At 34.9% G+C, this 20,579-nt stretch carries 18 protein-coding genes; 10 read left to right on the forward strand and 8 right to left on the reverse strand.

Annotated elements, in window-relative coordinates; translation table 11 throughout:
- The first annotated feature begins 764 nt into the window (after nucleotides 1–764).
- From C8D70_RS16370 to C8D70_RS16390, 5 genes are all read left to right on the forward strand, one after another.
- A complete protein-coding gene (locus tag C8D70_RS16370; protein ID WP_110368027.1) occupies nucleotides 765–1,931 on the forward strand; it encodes a T9SS type A sorting domain-containing protein in 1,167 nt (388 codons plus the stop codon).
- A 125-nt stretch (nucleotides 1,932–2,056) separates the two neighbouring features.
- Nucleotides 2,057–4,708, forward strand: a complete 2,652-nt coding sequence (locus tag C8D70_RS16375; RefSeq protein ID WP_110368028.1) for a 4-alpha-glucanotransferase — start codon at nucleotides 2,057–2,059, stop codon at nucleotides 4,706–4,708.
- A gap of 139 nt (nucleotides 4,709–4,847) precedes the next feature.
- Entirely contained in the window at nucleotides 4,848–5,792 is a 945-nt protein-coding gene (locus C8D70_RS16380; protein ID WP_110368029.1) for a hypothetical protein, read from the forward strand.
- 186 nt (nucleotides 5,793–5,978) lie between these two features.
- Nucleotides 5,979–6,428: a hypothetical protein gene (locus C8D70_RS16385; protein ID WP_076596924.1), complete on the forward strand. Its 450-nt coding sequence runs from the start codon at nucleotides 5,979–5,981 to the stop codon at nucleotides 6,426–6,428.
- 127 nt (nucleotides 6,429–6,555) lie between these two features.
- Nucleotides 6,556–7,065 carry a ferritin gene (locus tag C8D70_RS16390; protein ID WP_110368030.1) on the forward strand — a complete coding sequence of 170 codons (510 nt, stop codon included), beginning with the start codon at nucleotides 6,556–6,558 and terminating at the stop codon, nucleotides 7,063–7,065.
- Nucleotides 7,066–7,136: 71 nt separating this feature from the next.
- Here the strand turns inward: C8D70_RS16390 and C8D70_RS16395 are convergent, their stop codons facing one another.
- Nucleotides 7,137–7,361, reverse strand: a complete 225-nt coding sequence (locus C8D70_RS16395) for a hypothetical protein (RefSeq protein ID WP_146212896.1) — start codon at nucleotides 7,359–7,361, stop codon at nucleotides 7,137–7,139.
- 133 nt (nucleotides 7,362–7,494) lie between these two features.
- Complete coding sequence (locus tag C8D70_RS16400) at nucleotides 7,495–10,635, reverse strand: UvrD-helicase domain-containing protein (protein WP_110368032.1); 3,141 nt, start codon at nucleotides 10,633–10,635, stop codon at nucleotides 7,495–7,497.
- Nucleotides 10,636–10,817: 182 nt separating this feature from the next.
- Here C8D70_RS16400 and C8D70_RS16405 point away from each other — a divergent pair, with 182 nt between their 5' ends.
- From C8D70_RS16405 to C8D70_RS16420, 4 genes are all read left to right on the forward strand, one after another.
- A complete protein-coding gene (locus C8D70_RS16405) occupies nucleotides 10,818–11,564 on the forward strand; it encodes a hypothetical protein (RefSeq protein ID WP_110368033.1) in 747 nt (248 codons plus the stop codon).
- Nucleotide 11,565: 1 nt separating this feature from the next.
- Nucleotides 11,566–12,372: a hypothetical protein gene (locus C8D70_RS16410; protein WP_110368034.1), complete on the forward strand. Its 807-nt coding sequence runs from the start codon at nucleotides 11,566–11,568 to the stop codon at nucleotides 12,370–12,372.
- Nucleotides 12,373–12,471: 99 nt separating this feature from the next.
- Nucleotides 12,472–13,200: a carboxypeptidase-like regulatory domain-containing protein gene (locus C8D70_RS16415; RefSeq protein WP_228408051.1), complete on the forward strand. Its 729-nt coding sequence runs from the start codon at nucleotides 12,472–12,474 to the stop codon at nucleotides 13,198–13,200.
- 80 nt (nucleotides 13,201–13,280) lie between these two features.
- On the forward strand, nucleotides 13,281–14,015 hold the full coding sequence (locus tag C8D70_RS16420) for an SIMPL domain-containing protein (RefSeq protein WP_076596918.1): 735 nt from the start codon (nucleotides 13,281–13,283) through the stop codon (nucleotides 14,013–14,015).
- A 53-nt stretch (nucleotides 14,016–14,068) separates the two neighbouring features.
- On the opposite strand, the gene C8D70_RS16425 is transcribed toward C8D70_RS16420, so the two are convergent.
- From C8D70_RS16425 to C8D70_RS16445, 5 genes are all read right to left on the reverse strand, one after another.
- The gene (locus C8D70_RS16425; RefSeq protein ID WP_110368090.1) at nucleotides 14,069–14,581 is read right to left on the reverse strand and encodes a GNAT family N-acetyltransferase; all 513 of its coding nucleotides are present in this window, start codon (nucleotides 14,579–14,581) and stop codon (nucleotides 14,069–14,071) included.
- A 4-nt stretch (nucleotides 14,582–14,585) separates the two neighbouring features.
- A complete protein-coding gene (locus C8D70_RS16430; RefSeq protein WP_027373948.1) occupies nucleotides 14,586–14,807 on the reverse strand; it encodes a PspC family transcriptional regulator in 222 nt (73 codons plus the stop codon).
- A gap of 94 nt (nucleotides 14,808–14,901) precedes the next feature.
- Nucleotides 14,902–16,158 carry a DUF2851 family protein gene (locus tag C8D70_RS16435; RefSeq protein WP_110368035.1) on the reverse strand — a complete coding sequence of 419 codons (1,257 nt, stop codon included), beginning with the start codon at nucleotides 16,156–16,158 and terminating at the stop codon, nucleotides 14,902–14,904.
- Nucleotides 16,159–16,185: 27 nt separating this feature from the next.
- A complete protein-coding gene (gene bshA / locus C8D70_RS16440) occupies nucleotides 16,186–17,334 on the reverse strand; it encodes an N-acetyl-alpha-D-glucosaminyl L-malate synthase BshA (RefSeq protein ID WP_076596916.1) in 1,149 nt (382 codons plus the stop codon).
- Between the two features lie 26 nt (nucleotides 17,335–17,360).
- On the reverse strand, nucleotides 17,361–19,064 hold the full coding sequence (locus tag C8D70_RS16445) for a glycoside hydrolase family 3 protein (RefSeq protein WP_110368036.1): 1,704 nt from the start codon (nucleotides 19,062–19,064) through the stop codon (nucleotides 17,361–17,363).
- Between the two features lie 116 nt (nucleotides 19,065–19,180).
- On the opposite strand from C8D70_RS16445, the gene C8D70_RS16450 reads away from it, so the two are divergent.
- A complete protein-coding gene (locus C8D70_RS16450) occupies nucleotides 19,181–19,729 on the forward strand; it encodes a hypothetical protein (RefSeq protein ID WP_110368037.1) in 549 nt (182 codons plus the stop codon).
- Between the two features lie 237 nt (nucleotides 19,730–19,966).
- Here the strand turns inward: C8D70_RS16450 and ribA are convergent, their stop codons facing one another.
- Nucleotides 19,967–20,563, reverse strand: coding sequence for a GTP cyclohydrolase II (gene ribA / locus C8D70_RS16455; protein ID WP_110368038.1), 597 nt, complete (start codon nucleotides 20,561–20,563; stop codon nucleotides 19,967–19,969).
- Nucleotides 20,564–20,579: the final 16 nt, after the last annotated feature.

Below are 20,579 nucleotides of genomic sequence, written 5' to 3' on the forward strand. Positions count from 1 at the left end.
TATTTTATTTTTAAAATCCTTTATCTTATTGATAAAGGATTTTTTTTGCTTTATACCCAAGCAGGGAACCCTAAACTCATACATAATGAGTAATAATTGATAAACGATACATCAATCAACTATCATTGATCAACTATCATTAATCAACTATCATTAATCACTCGTCCTTATGATGGACAGTATACACTCCAGTTGTCACTCCATAGGAGTCTCAACAAAGTATTAGCACATAACTCAAGTATTACTTTTGCTTTTTTAACCTTTTAACTCTTAAGACTCTAATAAAGTTGGCTGGATTCCTGCGGAATGACACAGTAGGAAAGAAGCAGTCCAAATAAAAAGAAAGACGCCATTGCAACCAATAACGCCATTGGAAAAGATAACCACGGAACCCGTACCCTGACCTTGTCACATCATTAATAACTTATCATTGATGGTTCACTCATCATCCTAGCCCCGATAGAAATGGTTACCCCACAGCTTGTGTTGGAGAAGTTGGTGGGTTGGAGCGTGGGAGACCCTTCGACTTCGCTCAGGGTGACAGCCTGAGGAGTAGGAATGGATAGCGGGAAACAGCTCTTGAAATTTTTAGATGTCTGTAGATGCAAATCAACACAAATAGATGAGTAGCTAAAGGTCTTTATGACCATATCTTTTAATTTATGATCTGTTTTATTCAATTACCAGAGATTTTTTATTTTTTGGTAATTCAAAATTGTGTAATTTAGTAAGATCAAATACATTATGAATATAAATTAAATAGTATGAAAAAACATTTATTCCCTTTATTTTTGCTGTTATTAGGTGTGGATGCACATGCACAACAGGATTTCTTTGCGATTACAGGAAAAGATACTCAAAGTATTACTTTTAATGATTTCCGAACAATTGATGCTGCTAACGGAATTTCCGGGGAGAAAATTTTCACAGCTGATTCATCAGTTAAGGTGTTTTCACAGGCTAGAAAAGGTATTGTAGCTGAAGATAGAAGTTCTTATGATAACTCTCAATCAATCACTATGGCGGCACTTGCTTACGACTCTTCGAATAATAATCTGGTGTACATGCCTATGTTTTCATCAAATGTTTATATTTTAAATCCTCAGACTAAGGAGATTAGATTGGTTGAGAATAATGTGGCAAAAATTTCAAGCTGTGATATTAATTCTCATATTACCAGAATGACAACCGGATATAACGGTAATATTTATGCTGTAAATAATGCAGGAACACAGTTTTTGGAAATCAGCAAAAAAGCCGGGCAATACACCGTAAATGATCTTGGAATTATTAAAGATGATCCTTCTAACGGAAGAAATTCTTTTACAGCTATGGAGACTGGTTTTGGTGGTGATATGATTGCTGATACAGATAATAATTTCTATGTATTTGCTGCTTCAGGGAATGTTTTTAAAATTGCGACAAAGGATTTGAATGCTAAATTTATAGGTAAAATTACAGGTATTCCTGATAACTATTCAGTAAATGGTTCAGCAGTAAATGCCCAGGGAAAAGTGATAATAGCAAGTGCTAAAGGAGGTGCTTTATATGAGGTAGATCTGACAACTTTGCAGGCTAAACTGCTTCCGGGAGAACAGGGACTTCATATTTACGATTTGGCAAGTAAATATTTTGCTAATGATAAATCCTCAGCACTAAATACTCTTGCTTCTAATCTTGATATCTATCCAACAAGAGTTGATGAACACTATATCAACGTTCATGTTAATAAGAATATAAAAGGCATCATTAAATTGAATATATTTGATATGGCAGGTCAAAATGTAATGACTCAGAATTTATCTGTGAAAGATGGCTCATCGGATGAAAAAGTATACCTTAAAGGATTGGTAACCGGAGCGTATATTGTAAATATTGCTGATGAATCAGGAAAAGCAATATTCAATAAGAAGATTCTTATAACAAAATAATTAAAATTATAATTCAAGATATAAAGACCTTTTCAAACATTTTGAAAAGGTCTTTTAATGATTATTTGATATTCAATAAGTTTTATTTTTCGATATTATAATGTACTTTTATAAAAAAAATATAGATGAAACTATACTTTAATGTAGGATATATTGTAAATGCTGGAGAAAATTTACAACTGGTATTTGGTGAAGAGGAGAATACCTTACATGTCCATACTATGTTTTATGCGGATAATGGGTTATGGAAATGCGAGGTAGATTATTTTTCAAAATTTATTTCCTATCATTATCGCGTAGTGAATGAAAAAGGAAATGTAGTAAGAGAAGAATTTGTAGGTCATCATTTGAGTTTTCCACATAATTACAAGGAGTTTATCATTTTTGATGAATGGAATAACAAAAACTTTCCTGAAAATTATTTAAATAACAAAATCCTTTACAATAAGCTACACGATTTTATTCCTGAAAAAGTTACGGTTTTAAAAAAACATACCCACCTTTTCAGAATTGAAGCTCCAATTTATAATCCGGATTGGAGGATTGTTCTCTTTGGAAATACAGCATCCTTAGGAAACTGGAACTATGACAAAGTTGTTCATCTGAATCAGACGGATTTTGGAATGTGGGAAGCTTCTGTTGAAATCCCGGAGAATGAATTTATCCAATTTAAATATTGTATTTACGATACGAAAGAAAATAGAGTAATAGATGTAGAAACCGGGGAAAACAGATTTACGGTAGCTAATCAATTATCTGACGTTTTGCAGGTGGTTTCCAATCATTATTTCAGATTTAAAGGTTATCAGATGTATCATGATGCCGGTGTGGCAATTCCTGTATTCTCTTTGAGAAGCGAAAACGGATTTGGAGTGGGAGAATTTACAGATATTAAAAAACTGGCAGATTGGACAAAAGAAACCAATTTGGGAATTATTCAGATTCTCCCGATCAATGATACAACCGCTAATTACTCATGGACGGATTCTTACCCATATGCCGCAGTGTCTGTTTATGCTTTACATCCACAATATATTTCTTTAGAAAACCTTGACTACTCTTTACCGAAGGAATTAGTTGATGAGTATCTGTCTGAAAAAGAGAAATTAAATTCTTTGGATCTCATCGATTATGAAAGTATGATTGAAGGCAAGTGGAAATATTTGACAGCTGTTTTCAACAAGGAGAAAGATAAAATTTATAAAGACCGAAATTTTAGAAAATTCATCAAGGATAATGAATACTGGCTTGTTCCTTATTCCGCCTTCTGTGTTTTGAGAGATAAATACAAAACACCTAACTTCAACGACTGGAAGACCCATAAGAAATATATTGCCGGAAAGATCTCACAGTTTTTTACAACGAAAAATAAAGATTATGATACCTCAATGCTCCATGCCTGGGTACAATACCAATTGCATGTACAGCTTAAAGATGCTGTTGATTATACCCATAACCTGGGAGTTTCGTTGAAGGGAGATCTTCCTATTGGAATTTACAGATATTCTGTAGAAGCCTGGACAGAACCTGAATTATTCGGTATGGATTTCCAGGCTGGTGCACCGCCTGACCAGTTTACAGAACTTGGGCAAAACTGGGAGTTCCCAACTTATAATTGGGAAGCTATGAAAGCAGACGATTACAAATGGTGGAAAAACAGGTTCAAAGCATTGGAACAGTATTTTGATGCCATGAGAATTGATCATATTTTAGGTTTCTTCAGAATATGGAGAATGCCGGTTTCTGCCGTACAGGGAATTTTAGGATACTTTTATCCGGCTGTTCCTATTGTTGAGGAGGAATTTAAAGCGTGGCAGATTCCGTTCAATGTTGACAGGTATTGTAAGCCTTTTATCAATAATAAGATCTTATGGGATTATTTCGGAGAAGAAAGCGGAAAAGCTCTTGAGTTGATGAACCGTAATGAAGATGGTACGTATACTTTCAAAGAAGAATTTGATACCCAGAGAAAACTCGTTAACTTCTTTAAGAAAAAATCATATGGCTCTCTTGAACATAAATTGGTTTCCCTTTGTGCCAACGTTTTGTTTTTAACAGAAGAAAGAAATGGGAAAACGGTTTACCATCCAAGATTTAATGTATACAATACAGAATCTTATCAATACCTTCCGGAATCGGAACAGAAGAGTATTTATGACCTCTATCATGACTACTTCTTCAGAAGACAGGATCATTTATGGTTGGAAAAAGCCATGGAGAAACTTCCGGTTATCCTGAATGCTACCAAAATGCTGATTTGTGGTGAAGATCTGGGAATGGTTCCTGCGTGTGTGCCCGTTGTGATGAATGAATTGGCTATTATTGCACTTAAAGTACAGAGAATGCCTTCTGAAAATATTCCGTTCTATAATCCTAAGAATGCAAGCTATATGAATGTCGTGACAGCTTCTTCCCACGACAGTTCAACATTAAGACAATGGTGGAAAGAAGATCCTGTATTGACACAGAAATATTACAATCAACAGTTGATACAATACGGAAAAGCTCCGGAAGATCTTAATCCTCATCTTGCAGAGATTATCATGAAACAGCATCTGTATAATGAGGCGATGCTTGCTATTTTCCCGATTCAGGAGTTTCTGGCGACAGATGAAGAGCTTACCAATAAGAAAATCGATAATGAAAGAATCAACAACCCCGCAGTTTTTCCACATTATTGGCGTTACAGAATGCATATAAAGCTTGAAGATCTGAAAGAAAGAAAATCTTTCAACCAAAAAATTGCCCATTGGATAAAAGATAGTGGAAGAGTATAAAATTAACAATTGACTATCAGTTGGTTAAGGATATTTTAAAAGAAGTTTAATCTTATGATTTAACTTCTTTTTTTTATTTGTATCAAAAGGATAGAATTAAGATATTCGGCTATATATTAACCAATTAACGACTATAGAGATGAAAAAAATATTTTTGGGATTAGCTTTTGGGTTAGGCGTTTTGACCTCGGCTCAGCAGTATCCGAATAATGGTTGGGATGATGACGGTTATTATCAGAATGAAGGAGGCTATTATAGTGACGAAGATGATAGAAATTATTTCCCTGACGATTATTATTACAATTATCCGCAGGACTATTATCCAAGTAATTATTACCAAAGCTATTATAATGACTACAGAGGAAGTATTATTAATATCGACTGGAACGGGTTTTTCATACAAAACAGATTAAGCAGATGGCAGGTAGATCAGATTATGAGATTGAATAACCTGTATGCAAGCTTTACAGCATGGAATAATTTCTACAGATATAATCCGGACAGATGGTATTATGACAGATTTTATGCACTGGAAAGAATCTTAGGACCACGAGTATTTGTGGTTTTCCAGAATAATTATTACAGAGGCTCCAGCCCAATAGTCTATTTCCAGAATTACAGAAGAACCTATTATGTGCCTAGATATACGGTAATGCCTAGATATAGAAATATCAATATCAATATTTACAGGGTAGACAGATCAAGATTCCGCAGAATGAATAATCCTACATTTGATATTATCAGAAGAGACAGCAGACCGGATAATGGTTTCAAAAACACGGGAAGCAACGGGAATTCGGGAGGGTTCCGCGGAAATAACGGAAATAACAATAACTCCGGTTTCAGAAATGATAATAACGGTGGCTTTAGAGGAAATACAGATAACGGAGGCTTCAGAAATAATAATGGAGGTGGCTTTAGAGGAAATAGTGATGTAAGAAGAGAAGCTCCCAAACGAGAAGATAATGGCGGATTCAGAGGAAATAATGGAGGTTTCAGACAGAAGTCTGAAAATGCTGCACCAAGACAAGAAAACCGTGGTAATAGCGGTGGAGGTTTTAGAGGCAGTTTAGTAAGGAATTAATTTTCATATATTATATTTAAGTGGTGTGAAGGGCAGGTTTTTATAATCTGTCCTTTTTTTGTTGTTTTATTGTTTTGTTTTTGTTAAAATTTAACATTATTTATGAATATAGCAATTTAACTTATGATTTTATTCATAATCAAAAAGGTATAATAACAAAATAACAATTAATTAAATTTTAAAAAGATGAAAAAATTAGTTTTAGCAATAGCATTTATCGGAATGGGAGGTTTTGCAATGGCACAACAGACTACAACTCCACAAGACAGACAGGCAAGAGCTGTTGAAATGAAGCAAAAAATGGAACAGAAACAACAGGAACGTTTGGATCAGATGCAAAAAGACCTTAATCTTAACCCTTCTCAGGTAGCTCAGATAAAGGCTCTTCAGGACAAAAGAAAAGCTGAAATGATGGCAGAGTTTGACAAGCATAAGGCAGACAGACAGGCTAAAATGCAGGAAATGCACGCCAAAAGAGCACAAATGGATGCTGATATGAAAAAAGTCCTTACTCCTGATCAATATGATAAATGGCAGGCTGATAGAAAAGCTAAAGCAGAGAAAATGAAAATGGCTATGAAAGAAAGAAAAATGATGAAAAAGCCTATGAATACGGGAACTGCTGAAGTAAAATAACAGTTTGTAATTTTAGTTTTTTAATGTGTTAAGGATGGATGGTTTTCCATCCTTTTTCTATTAATTTTCTTTAAAACTTTTGATTTCGGGCTTTTATTCCCTATTTTTGACTATAAATTTAATACTTATGGTTAGCGAAAAAATTGCAAAATTAATTAACGAACAAATCGCCCACGAACAATACGCCGCTCAATATTATCTTTCAATGTCTGCATGGTTTTCTGGAAAAGACCTGGATGGAATTGCCAACTATTTCAGAGTACAGAGCAAAGAGGAATTGATGCATGCAGATAAAATGTTTGATTATTTGAATGATGTGGGAGGAGAAATTATCATTGGAGAAATTCCAAAGCCTCCACACGAGTTCGAAAATGCAACAGATATTTTTGAGAAAGCATTGGCACATGAGAAAATTGTAACTAAAAGTATCTTCAATATTGTAAAAAATGCAAACGAAGAAGGAGATTTTGCAACTACATCATTCCTGCAATGGTTTATCAACGAACAGGTAGAAGAAGAAGCAAGTGCTTCTCAATACGTAACAAAAATCAAAATGGTATGTGATAACCCGTCGGCATTGTACCTTTTTGATCAGGAATTGTCTCAGAGAGTATTTACTCCTGGTACAACCGCTTAAGATTGAAAAAATCTACACAATATAAAACCGTTATCCTCAGGAATAGCGGTTTTTTTGTCATGATAACATAGCTATTTCCTATACGGCTGCCTTTGGATTCTCACAGCAGAAATAAAAACTACTGCTCCCAATACAAAACTTAAAAACAATGAGTTTGCAATGTTTTCATTAGGCATATAATGATGACCATCTGATGGAACAGGCGGATCCAGACAATCAATAATATTGTAATTGACCACTGTAGAAGACAACATTATGATCAGACTTAGTAAAAGGGAGGTTAAATATATTCTCATGGTTGGTTAGTTGAAATCAAAATATAATCAAAAACTATAATTTTATTCGTACTGAATAAAAATAATAAAACCTTTTTTATTTTGAAAGCTTTTTTACAAGAATTATGATGGTAACCTTTTGGAAATGTTTAAATTATAGATAGATAATCTGGGTTTTGAGTACTTTTTTGCCCAGATGTTCAAGAATATTTTTATAACCTTCTACCTGTGCCTCATCCTTGGCTTTTTGTTCACCAGTTTTGAAATCAACAATGATATACCCTTCTTCACCCTTTAAAATACGGTCAGGTCTGAATATATGGCTTTCTCCTTTTTCAGAGATCATAATGTCTTTTTCATTGATTACTTCCCATTTTTCATCAAAGAATTCTGCATAAGTTCTGACAATTTCCTGCAGCGTAACCTGTATCTCATTTTTCTCCTCCAGTGTAATCTGCCCTTCCAAAGCATAACCATCCAATACTTTCACGATATCTCTTTCGGTATTGATCTTCGATAAAAGTTCATGAACAAAAAGTCCGATTCTTACCTTTTCATTTCGTACCTGATAGTTTTTTGAAGGTGTTGCAATCTTGATAGATGTACTTTTTTCATTAATATTCTTAAGATTCTCAATATTCTGGGTTTTAAAAGAGGAACTTTTCTCTTTTGAATATTTCTTCAGCATCTCAGGATGTACTTCATACACATCAAACTCATCAGCCTGTTCGGGATTTTTTGTTTGAAGGAATTCCAAAAGCTCCAGATTATTAGAAGTCTTATTGGCTTTTTGAAGATAAAAAAACAATTGTTCAACAGGTCTTGTCGTCGCAACATACTGAAGACATAATCTGTCAATCAGGTTTTTATAAGAATTTTTAGTATTGAAAAACAGAATTTCATCATCATAAGCTTCCAGGTTTTTACTGAATTGATTGATGTTGACCGATTTTAATGCTTCATTTTCGTTGGTATCAAACCAGCTGGTAAATTCACTGTCCCGGTTTTTGTTCATCATAGGAATAAAAACAATCGGGAATTCCAATCCTTTAGACTTGTGGATGGTCATGATCTGGACTGCATCAATATTTTCCGAAGCCTGAATGGTATAAGAAGAAGCCTCTTCGTCCCAATATTTCAGAAACTCTTTAGTACTGGCACCCGCATTCTGTGTAAAGTTGAAAAGCATTTCCAGGAAGTTCAGTAAAAAGTCTGTTTCTTTATTTTCAACAGAGAATTCGTTGATGTAATATTCTATAAAATTATAAAGATTGAATCTCGGGAAGTTGTTCTGTTTAAGCTGCAGTGAATATTTTTGCTGAATAAACTCTACTATTTCTTCGTGGCCTTCAATATCCAGAATTTCTTTCATTCCTAAAGTAAAATCCGGCATATGAATTTTTCCCAATGTATTCAGATGATACATCATCATGATCAGACAATGTTTATTCTTTGGATTGAGTTCCCAGCGAAGAAATTCAATAACAGCCTTTAACGTATTGGAAAGTTCCAGCGTAAGCCCTTTATCAGAGATCGTTTTAATATTGGTTTCTTCTCCTTTATACTTAACTTTTAAGCTTCCCAGTTTTTGAGAATAACTGAAAATATCAAAATTGCCACGGCAAAGAATCGTTATGTCAGAAAACTTGAAACCATTATTCAGGCATTCCTGAATATCTTTCTGCATTCTTTCAGAAGTATCGGTATAAAATTCTTCATTCGTGAGATTTTCGATCAGATTTACCTTTACACGTCCATCCATTTTGGATTTTGGATTTTGCTCAGCATCTGCCCCGAAAATATTCTGATGCTCTTCAAGTAGCCCTTCAGAATGAAAACGGTACAGCTCATTGTTGAACTGTACAATGTTTCTGGCACTTCTCCAGTTATCTTTTAACACCAGAAGATCAGCTTCCTTGGGTGAAAATTCTTTTTTGTTGATAATATCCAGCATCAGTTTACTTTCGCCGCCACGGAATCTGTAAATACTCTGCTTGGGATCGCCTACCAATGTAAATGAAGTATTCTCTGTAGAAACACTGTGATCTCTCAGCGGTACAAAATTCTGCCACTGCAGTTCTGAAGTGTCCTGAAACTCATCAAAGAAATAATGCTGAAACTGTGCACCCACCTTTTCATAAATAAAAGCCGAAGGTTCATTTTTAAGATTTTCATTGATCAGAATATTAAACTTGGAAAGAAGAACAAGATCGTTCTCTTCTTCAATTTTTTGAAGCTCATCCTGAATATCTTTGTTTACCTTTAAAGGAAGAAGAGCAGACAAAACTTTCTCTTTCTTTTGGGTTTCAATATACAGAATGATAAGTTTCATACGGTTGTCCAGAAGCTGATCCAGAATTTCAAAAATCTCAGATTCTTTATGTTTCGACTTTGAAGAAGCTCCCTTCCTGTAATTATTGATAACAGATTCTTCCTGAGTCGTCGGAAAAGGAAAACCTGCTCTTTTCTGTTGATAAAAATCTATAACCTTAATAAAGAAGCCCCCGATTCCGTTTTTACCCTGAGCAAAATCTTCAATATCAATATTTCTTGATTTGAATAATTCAATAGAACTTGCGGCCAGCTCTGCAGATTGCTTTTTATTAAGAACAATCTCTTTACGAAGTGTATTCTTTATATTCTCATAATTGGCATCGTCAAAACTTTTATTGCTTTTCAGATGTTCATAATGAATATCCTTTACAAATTCCTTCGCAGAATCATAAAGATTTTTATTAAGATTGATTCTTTCATTGTTTTCAAGACTGTAGTCTACATAATCCATGAAAGAATTCGAGATCGTTTCATTTTCACCAATCTGATCCAGCATTTTATCAACGGCTTCTATCAGAAACGGCTCAGCTTCAATTTCAAGATTAAAATTTTTCGCCAGTCCCAATTCATAGGAAAAGCTTCTTACCAGTCTTGAGTTAAAACGGTCAATCGTTCCGATATTCAGTGTGGAATAATTGTGGAGAACATAGTCCAGTAGTTTTTTAGAACGTTGGTGAAGATCGTCGATTGTAATTTTCACCCCCTGTTCTTCAAATGCTTTCTGGATATTTTTCAGATCTGTATTCTCAGCATAATCTTTAGCTGAAAAATTTCCCAGCCATGATAAAATTCTTTCCTTCATCTCATTCGCTGCCTTATTGGTGAAAGTAAGCGCCAGAATATTCCTGATCGACTGCTGTTGATTAGGATAGCGGAGACAAATCATCAGAAGCCTTTGTACCAGGGCATAGGTTTTCCCGGATCCGGCAGAAGCATTGATGACTGTGTAAGAATTTTGCATTGTTGAAAGAGAATTGAGACTGCAAGTTAGCTAAAATTTAAAAGAAATTTTAACAATTTAATCAGTCGATTTAACAGTTTAAATGGTAAAAATTAAAAAGAAATATTAAAACACGTTAACTGTGGTTAAACTTATGGAATACATTAAAAATAATTTTAGCTTTGCTTTATAAAAAATAGCCTGTGAAACTTAAACTATTCTTTTTCTTATCCTTTATTCTTTTTATCCACATCCATGCCCAAAATTATATATTTGGTAAGATCATTTCCGAAAGCGGTACTGAAATGCAGGATGTGAATGTAGTAAATATAAGAACCGATGAGATAGTAGTATCAAACCGGGATGGCCATTTTATGATTTCCGGAAGGCAGGGAGATGAATTACGTTTTATAAAAGCGGGTTATGAGCGTCTTACAAAAATAGTTTCTCAGGAAAATACACAATCTCCCATGAATATAAGTCTTGTACGCCAGACTATTCAGATTCCTGAAGTAGAAGTAAAACAAGGGCTTACCGGAAACCTTAAAATAGATTCTAAACTTTACAATAAACCGAAAAAGGTTGAAAAACTGATCAAAGAAATGGATCAGTATATTGCTCAAAAATCAGATCCCAGAATATTGGCAGCAAAACCCGGAGAATTTGTACAGCCGAAAGGGGAGGGTTTTTTTATAGGAAAAGTTAGAAATAAATGGGATGATGTAGATTTAATGAAATATATCAGAGCTAGCCTTGGTGATGATTATTTTACAAATCTTAAAATAGAGAAACCTCTGATAGACCATTTTATATATTATGTTTTTGCAGGTGGCTTCGAAAGGAAAAAAATCCTGAAATACGGATTTTGCAGTGAGGCGGATCTGAACAGGTTTCAGCGTTTTGTCCTGACAAGAATTTCATCTTATCGTGCTCCACAAACTCAAAGATAATATGGAAATAAGATGTATCAAAAGAGTTTTATTTTTGGTGCTTTTTTGTATTGCTTCAGAATTCTGGGGACAACAAAAAATATCAGGAAATGTAATCACAGGCGATGATCTGGATTTAGCACCTGTGCTTGTTGTTAATATTTCGGAAAATAGAAGTGTACTAAGTGATATGTCCGGAAAATTTGAAATCGAAGCCAAAGAAAATGATGAGATCAGATTTGTAAAAGAAGGATATTACCGTGTTGATAAAAAATTGACCAGAGAAGAGATCAATGCTCCGTTCAATATTATGCTGAAGAAAATGGAAATTCAAATTCCAGAGGTTACAATTAAATACAGGCCTACCGGAGATCTGGCAAAAGATAATCAACACTATAATGAATCCGGAAAACTTCAGGCTCTAAAATCAGATATGGAAGACTATATGAGAAGCCCGTTAAATCAGCCTTTACCTGATAATACCGTATCTAAAACATTTACCGGTCATGATTTCAATGCTGGGCAGGTCAATTTGTTTGGCGTATTTAATGCCGTAAAGAAACTGGCACAGCCCAAGGTTACCAAAGCGAATTACAATGAAACTCAGGATTTTCTCAAAAGAGTCAGAAATGAAGTGAATCTGAATTTCCTGAAAAAATACGGAATGGATGAAGAACAGATTGATGCATTTCTTCTGTATGCCGACAAAACGCGTTCATTGGCGAAAAGATACCGAAAAGATTTTAGTATCACTGTCGTTGAATATGAACTTAAAGTTGCCTTCGGGGAATACAGTAAAACACATAAACTGGAAGGAACTCAAGAATAATATATACATTAAAAGTTGGCTTATATCACTGAAAATATTGAAACATTAAAGCAAAGAAAAATTTTTCTTTTCCTGCTGCTTCTCTGCAGTACTTTTGTTATGGGTCAACAGAAAGTAACGGGGCGAATAGTGGATGACAATGGCGAAAATTTGAGTAAAGTGATCGTGATTAATATGTCTACTGATAAGAAAGTATATTCTGATTCTGAAGGCATATTTTCTATTGATGCCAATCCTAACGATGAATTAAGATTTGTAAAAGAAGATTTCAACAGAGTCTCCAGAAGAGTTCTTATCAATGGTAATAACTTACCTCTGTTTATTACACTTCGCCAGATTCCCAGAGATGTGGGTGAAGTAAAAATTGTAAAAAAACTCACCGGAGATCTGGAAACAGATTCCCGGATTGTGGCCAAAGTAGATAAAGGAGAGCAGGTAAGAGATGCCGTTGGTCTTCCGCAGCCGGTAGGAAAAATGAGAGAGAAGCCGGCAGAAGTGAAAAGTGTTCTTTTACCCATACTTTTAGGAAACCTCAATGTTCAGGGCGTATATGATCTGATTAGCGGGAAAGCCAGACGGCAGAAAAGACAATACAGATATGATGATCTTCAGGAACATATCGCCTGGGTTCGGGACAGAATAGACGATGAATATTTTATCAAAGCCGGAATTCCCGGTGACAGAATTTCAGAATTTATTCAGTTTTCATTTCTTGCAAAACCTCAGGTAAGAACCTACGTAAAAGCAAGAAATCTTTCCGGAGTCATGCTGAGGCTGGAAGAAACAGCACCTCTTTTTATAGAGCGATTACAACAAAATCAAAAGTAATTTAAATGTTAATAAATTCTTAAAATATTGGAATAAAAATTGATACACTCTTATGGTAACAATCCAAATTCACAAATTTTATGAATAAAAACATTTTTGCAGTAGCGATTGCGGCACTAGGTTTTGTCATTGGCCTCGGGTTTTTAGGAAATGCTATTAAAAACAGGAATAAATCCGAAAATACCATTTCTGTAACAGGGTTAGGAACCAAACAGTTTACATCCGATCTGATCACCTGGTCCGGAAGTTTTTCCAAAAATAATGTAGACCTGAAATCGGCCTATGATGAACTGGCAATGGATAGAAAAGTAATCAATGACTATCTGCTTTCAAAAGGAATACAACAGAAGGAGATCGTGTTTTCTTCGGTAGATATTCAGAAACAGTTCAGAAGCTATAATGATTCAAACGGAAACTATGTTCAGGGAGAATTTTCCGGTTACAATCTTACCCAAAAAGTTTCTATTGAAAGTAAAGAGGTAGGGAAAATTGAAAACTTATCCAGAAATATTACCGAAATTATCAACCGCGGAATTGAATTCACTTCTTCTTCACCAGCCTATTTCTACACGAAACTGGCTACAGTGAAACAGGAAATGATCGCCAGTGCCACGAAGGATGCAAAGGAACGTGCTGAGAAAATTGCGGAAAACTCAGGAAGCAGTCTGGGAAATCTGAAAAAGGCAACCATGGGTGTGATTCAGATTACAGCACCCAACTCCAATGAAGATTATTCCTATGGCGGAACTTTTAATACTTCATCCAAAGAAAAAGAAGCCAGTATTACCATCAAACTGGAGTATGAAGTAAATTAATATAAATATCAGTAAAAGAAAAACGCCGGAATAGCTTTCCGGCGTTTTATATTTTAAGCATAAATAATTTCATGAATTTCTTTTTTAGCTTCCTCTATATTTTCAGGAGTATAGTTGGCAAGCAGCCATAAGTTTAAAGATTTTTTTCCCTCACCATAACTAGGTTGTACATGGGTGGTGTCAATCAGGCTAAAATTATTTCTCTGATAAAAGGAATACCGTCTTGATGCATCTTCGCTCAATTCTGCAGGTTCAATTTCCAGGATAATACTTGGATAACTTTCAGATAAATGATTCATAATATGAGAACCCAGCTTTTTACTTCTGAATGCTTCAAACACTTCAAAATGTTCTACAAAAACAAAGGAACTCAGCTTCCATAGGATGAGGTAGCCGATAGCTTCCGACTCATGGATAACAGACATGAATTCCACATAAGGATTTGAAAATAAGCTTTCAAACTGATCTTTATCTCTTTGTTCGTCTACAGGAAAAGTAGAACTATAAGAACTATAGATTTCCTGAACTCCAGGATCTTCCGCGGAAATAATCGGTAAAAATTCCATAATTTTATAAATCAAAGACGCTAGGTCTTCTGGTGATGAAAATATCTTTAATCCAAAGGGTGAATGCCAATCCCAGGTAGATCAGAAAGAAAAAACCAGCTGTTGCAAAAGTGGAATAGATGAAGAAAATTCTCAATTTAGAAACAGGAATTCCCAGCTTAGCCCCCATTCTGGTCAGAACACCAAACCATTCTCTTTCCATTTTATGACGGATATTACTCAGCATTTTCAGATTGTTATTTAAAAGTTTGAATCTAATACTCAAAGTTAAGGATTTTTTTTGACAAAGATTTTTGATTGACAAAAGTGCCCGGATAAGGTTATCCTTTTAAAAGTTTGAATCCGATAGCGCACGCTAAGCAGTTCTTCGGCTCGCAATAGGTTTTATAATGATAAATTAGACTTTGACTTTCCATTGCATTGCTGACCTTTAATCCAAGTTTTTTCCAGCTTGTAATAATGGTGTTTTTCTCTCCGGCAACAGTTTTGTAAAGCTCAATAATGTCGTCTGCAATTTCTTCCTGATGATATCTGTAATAAGCATATTGTAAAGGGATTACCGTGTTTAAAATGAGAAGATCTGCAAAATCTTTACTCAATGTTTTGGGCTGTACTTTGGAAATACTTCCGAAATTAAAATGAAAATCCCAATATTCAGAGGCTTTTATAGATTTGAAAATTGTGTACAGCTGTTCTGCGCTTTTCGCTTCCATAATTTTTGAAAACAAATTCTGATGTTGGTAAAGATCTGCTAATTGAGACAATCGGATGGTTGGGAAATTGGGAGGTCTTAATCTTAAAAATTTAGGATGAATTTTTACATCAGAAATGGAAAATTTGGCTTTAACGAAATCGAATTCTCTTTTCCATATTTTCATCTGACCGTCTTTAGGAGCGTCCAGCCATCCTGAAATTCCGAATAGCAGGGCTTCAAGCTGAAGAGGATTCTGACGGATTTTATTGATAATACTGTAATCTACACTTTCTGCAATCTGCCTGAAAATAGAAGCATTTACTTTTAAACCAAATGAGTACGCAAAACTGTGAAATAAAACAGCCTCAAAATTATTTTTATATAGATGTAAACTCTGTTCAAGTTCTGAAGATTTCTCATCCAGCTTTTTCAGGATACTTTCTTCATAAAAATTCAACGGGATTTTTTTCGGATCAAAAATTTTTTCACAGGCAATAAATTCATCACCATTTATAAGCTTTTCATATTTCCAAAGAATATTTTTATCGATATAATTTTGCAGTTCTAGAGTTGGAACCTGCTTTCCGGTAAGTTCATTAATGTCTGTGTCATGCTGGAGTACAACATGGAGAATGATATTCTGGTAATTGGGATCCTGGGAATGATTGTGGAAAATCCAGTCTGAAGAGCGTACATGCAGTTCTATATTTCCTGCGAGAAGTAAGCCATTGATTTTGATTTTAGCATCAAGAAAATCAGGGCCTGCATTTTTGTTCCATTTTCCGAAATGGATAATCTCAACGGAATTTCCTTCAATATCCTTGAAGTCAAAATATTTGAAAATCTTATAGTTCCAAAGATATTGAAGTAATTTTTCCGTCATAAGTATGACGTAAATATAATAGAAATATTATACTTTCGTCAGCTCCTTATTAAAATTTTCTATGGTTGTTCTATACATTTTCTCATAGATAGGAAGAATGTTTTTCAAATCGAATTTTATCGCCTGATCTTTCGCATTTTGCTTCATTTTGGCTAAAAGTTCATCATTACTTAACAATTTGATGGTGTAGTTGCTCATGGCTTCCACATTTCCGATTTCAGCAAGAAATCCGGTTTCTCCCTGAATATTTACCTCAGGAATTCCTCCCGCATTGGAACTGATGACCGGCGTATAAGCTGCCATGGCTTCCAAAGCCGCAAGACCAAAACTTTCCTGTTCAGAAGGCAGAAGAAATACATCCGAAAGCTGTAAGATTTTATAAAGATCATTCACCTTTCCTAAGAGACGTATTTTGGAAATAAGCTCAGGGTTTTCCTCCAGAAACTGATTTACTTTTTCCATGTCAGGGCCTTCACCAATGATAATCAGTTTGGATTTTACCTTTTTTTCCACATTTTTAAAGATCTGCAGCACTTCGTCTACACGTTTTACAGGGCGAAGGTTGGATACGTGGATCAGAATCTTTTCATCAGGATTGGCAAACTGTGTTCTCTGGCACTCAGAACAGTCATCAAATTCAGAATTATCAATAAAGTTGGTAATCACCTGAATCTCTTTTTTGATGTTGAAAAACTGAAGGGTATCTTTTTTCAGACTTTCAGAAACTGAAGTAATAGCATCAGACTGATTGATCGAAAATTCTACTGCGTGTTTATAACTGGGGTGCTGACCTACAAGGGTAATATCTGTACCATGCAAAGTAGTCACCAACGGAATATCATTATTGTCCTCCTTAAGCATTTGTTTTGCCGTAAAAGCGGCATATGCATACGGAATGGCATAATGTGCGTGTAGAAGATCCAGCTTGTAAAGATTGACAACCCTGTAGATCATCGAACTTAATGCAATATCATAAGGCTGATACTGAAAAAGAGGATAGGTCTGAACATTGACCCTGTGAAAGAAAATATTCGGGTTGGTAATGTCTAATCTTGCAGGAAGTGCAGAACTGATGAAATGTACCTCATACCCTTTATTGGCAAGGGACATTCCTAATTCTGTTGCTACAATTCCGCTTCCTCCATAGGTGGGATAGCAAAGTATGCCTATTTTCATTAGATTATTATTGTTTTAATTTTGTATTATTTGGTGTTTGTTGAGGTTGTCACATTTAGATCTAGACCCATTCCAGGCTTCAGCTGATCATTAACCAATACAGGAAGTCTTCCCCATATTTTTGTTTTTCCGTTTAAAGCATCTGCAGTTGCATTCATAGAATCGTCATTATTTTCATAAGAAACAAGAACTGTTGAAACTTTTGAAATATCAATATCCTTTAATGCATAAGCACTTCCGAATACATTCAAAATAACATTTTGATTTTTGGTAAGATCGGAAAGTACTTTTTTAGATTCTGCGGATATTTTATAAGGTTTATAAGCCGTAGAATTGTCTTTGTGGAAACCTACAATAACTGTAGATCCCGCTGGAATCGTATTAATTTCGCCAGCTTTTTTAATGATGGCATTGTTTCCTAATCGGTTGGCAAAAGTTTGATAAGGCGCTTCTTCCAGAGGAACATAATAAATCTGTTTTCCTGTAAGAGGAAGTAATTTCTTTTCATCCTTTAATAAAGTCAGGGCATTGGAATAAAGATTCTGTACCAATTGGGTGTGAGAATCGTTATTTAAATCTTTATTGATGTTTTCAGGGTTCTTAGGAGTGTATTGGGTAAGGCCAAGAAAATATTTTGTCAGTAAGATCTTTTTCACACTTTCTTCCACTCTGGATTGTGGAATTTCTCCTTTATCAATAGCTTTTTGGATCAGTTTTTTACCTTCAGAAACACCTTGAGAGAAAAGCATAATATCATTTCCTGCTTTAAAGGCCATAGCATCCAGTTCGCCCGGTTGGTATTTATTCGCTACAGCGCCCATGTTCAGAGCATCTGTAATGATTAAACCTTTATATCCTAATTTATTTTTCAGTAATCCTGTAATGATATTTTTAGAAACTGAAGCTGGGATTCCCTTTCCAGATTCTAAGCCTGGAACATATAAGTGAGCAACCATTACCCCGCCAATTCCTTTATTCATTAATGCCTTGAATGGAGCCAGTTCCACGGTGTTAAGTCTTTCAATATTGTGAGAAACTACAGGAAGATCAAGGTGAGAATCTGTGCTGGTATCTCCATGTCCCGGGAAGTGTTTGATAGCAGCTAAGATATTGTTATCCTGAAGACCGTTAGAATAGGATAGGGCAGAGCTGATTACATTATTCACTTCAGAGCCAAAACTTCTGTTCCCTATAATCGGATTATTAGGATTGGTATTTACATCTACTACAGGGGCAAAATCCCAGTTGATACCCATTCTGTGACAATCTTGTGCAATTTTTGCAGCCATCTGATACACCAGTTTTTTATCCTGAATAGCACCTAATGTCATTGCCCATGGAAATTTGTGAGCCGTGGCAATTCTCTGATAGAGTCCCCATTCTGCATCCATTCCGATCATTAAAGGAACTTTAGAGGTTCGTTGAAATTCATTCACCAGATTAATTTCCCTTGCTGCATCATCCTGCATTAAAATCAGACCGCCTATTTTATCATTCGTAACAATGTTCCTTACCTGGCTGATATAGTCTTCTCCTCTGTTGGTATATAATGCCACAATAAAAAGCTGTCCTAGTTTTTCATCCTGAGAAAGATTTTTATATGTGGTATCAACCCATTGCTGAGCTTTTTTTACATCTTCCTTGGAAACATTTTTTGGCTGATATTGTGCCTTCACATTAGGGTTTATCAATGTGACAATAAAGAGTGAAGTATATAATAATTTCTTCATGACTTTTTTGAATAAGAACAAAAATACAATTAAAAAAGTGAGGAAAACAAAGTTTTTGAGTTTTTTGGTATATGATTTGAATACGCAATATGTATAATAACTAAACTTTAATAGAAATGAAAAAAATACTTCTCTTCTTATTCCTTGGTGCTGTAGGTTTTACTGCATACAGCTGTGATAACAATGATGATGTTGTGGTACAAGGAACAGATTATGATACAATAAACCAATCATTTGATATAAGCCCTAATTTTACTAAAATTACCGACAATCTTTACAGATGGAGTGATGATTTTAACAAGCCATTAGTACAATCCGATATGGTGCTTATTTATATGCAGATTGGAACTGATGGAGATTCTCCTGTATGGAAACTTCTTCCCTATACATCTTATGTGGGTAATGGAAATAATGATGCTGTAGATTATATTTTTGATTTCAGTAAATATGCTGCTACTATTAATATCAATTCTACAAATACATTCAGCTTGACAGCGAATCCGTCATACTATCAGAATAAAAAATTCAGAGTTCTTATTCTTCCTGCAAATGGAACAGGAACTGGTGGAGCAAAAATGGCGAAAGGTACTGCCGTAGATTACAACGATTATAAAAGTGTAATTAAATATTACAATATCGACGAGTCTAAAATCAAGACTAAATAATTTAGAAATATCTTTTCAGTTTTTTATAATTAAAAAAGTCCCGGGAGAATATCTTCCGGGGCTTTTGATTTATTGCTAAAAATAGGGAAGATATTTATCACATATAAATAAAAAACTTTTAATGTAAGTATATTTTCTTATCTGTATCAAAATGTTCAGAGGGTAATTTTGAGTCTGTATGAGCCGGAAAAAGGATCAATAAAAAAACCTCAGAGTAACTCTGAGGCTTTCTTTTACTTAGTTATCATTGTCATCAAGAAGATGTCCAAAGAAGTCTTTTTTTGTTTGCAGGTATCCCTTGCTTATTTCATTGGCAGGAATCTGTAACGGTACCCTTGAATTAAGGTGAATATTGCTGTCTACCACATATTTTACCTTTTCAGGATTATTGGTGAGAAGGTTAATATCTTTTGCCTCCAGTAGATTAAGGATTTCAATGGCTATACCAAAGTTTCTGTCATCTGCAGGAAGTCCCAGTTCAAGATTAGCCTGTACAGTGTCCAGACCTTTTTCCTGTAGTGAGTATGCCTTCAGTTTGTTGATGATCCCGATGTTTCTTCCTTCCTGGCGAAGGTAGATGATAATTCCACCGTTTTCATGGATATATTTCATTGCAGCATCCAATTGTTGGCCGCATTCACATTTTTTTGAATGGAAAACTTCTCCGGTAATACATTCTGAATGGAAACGAACATTGACCGGTTTTGAAAAATCTGTATTTTCAGCAACAATGGCCATGTGGGGCATCCAGTCGTTTTCGTTTTCGGAGAAAGCAATCATTCGGAAAGTGCCGTGCTCTGTGGGAACATTGGCTTCCGCCTGAATTTTAATCATTGATAGTTCAATTAGT

The organism is Chryseobacterium sp. CBTAP 102, from assembly GCF_003201365.1.
GTDB lineage: Bacteria > Bacteroidota > Bacteroidia > Flavobacteriales > Weeksellaceae > Chryseobacterium > Chryseobacterium candidae.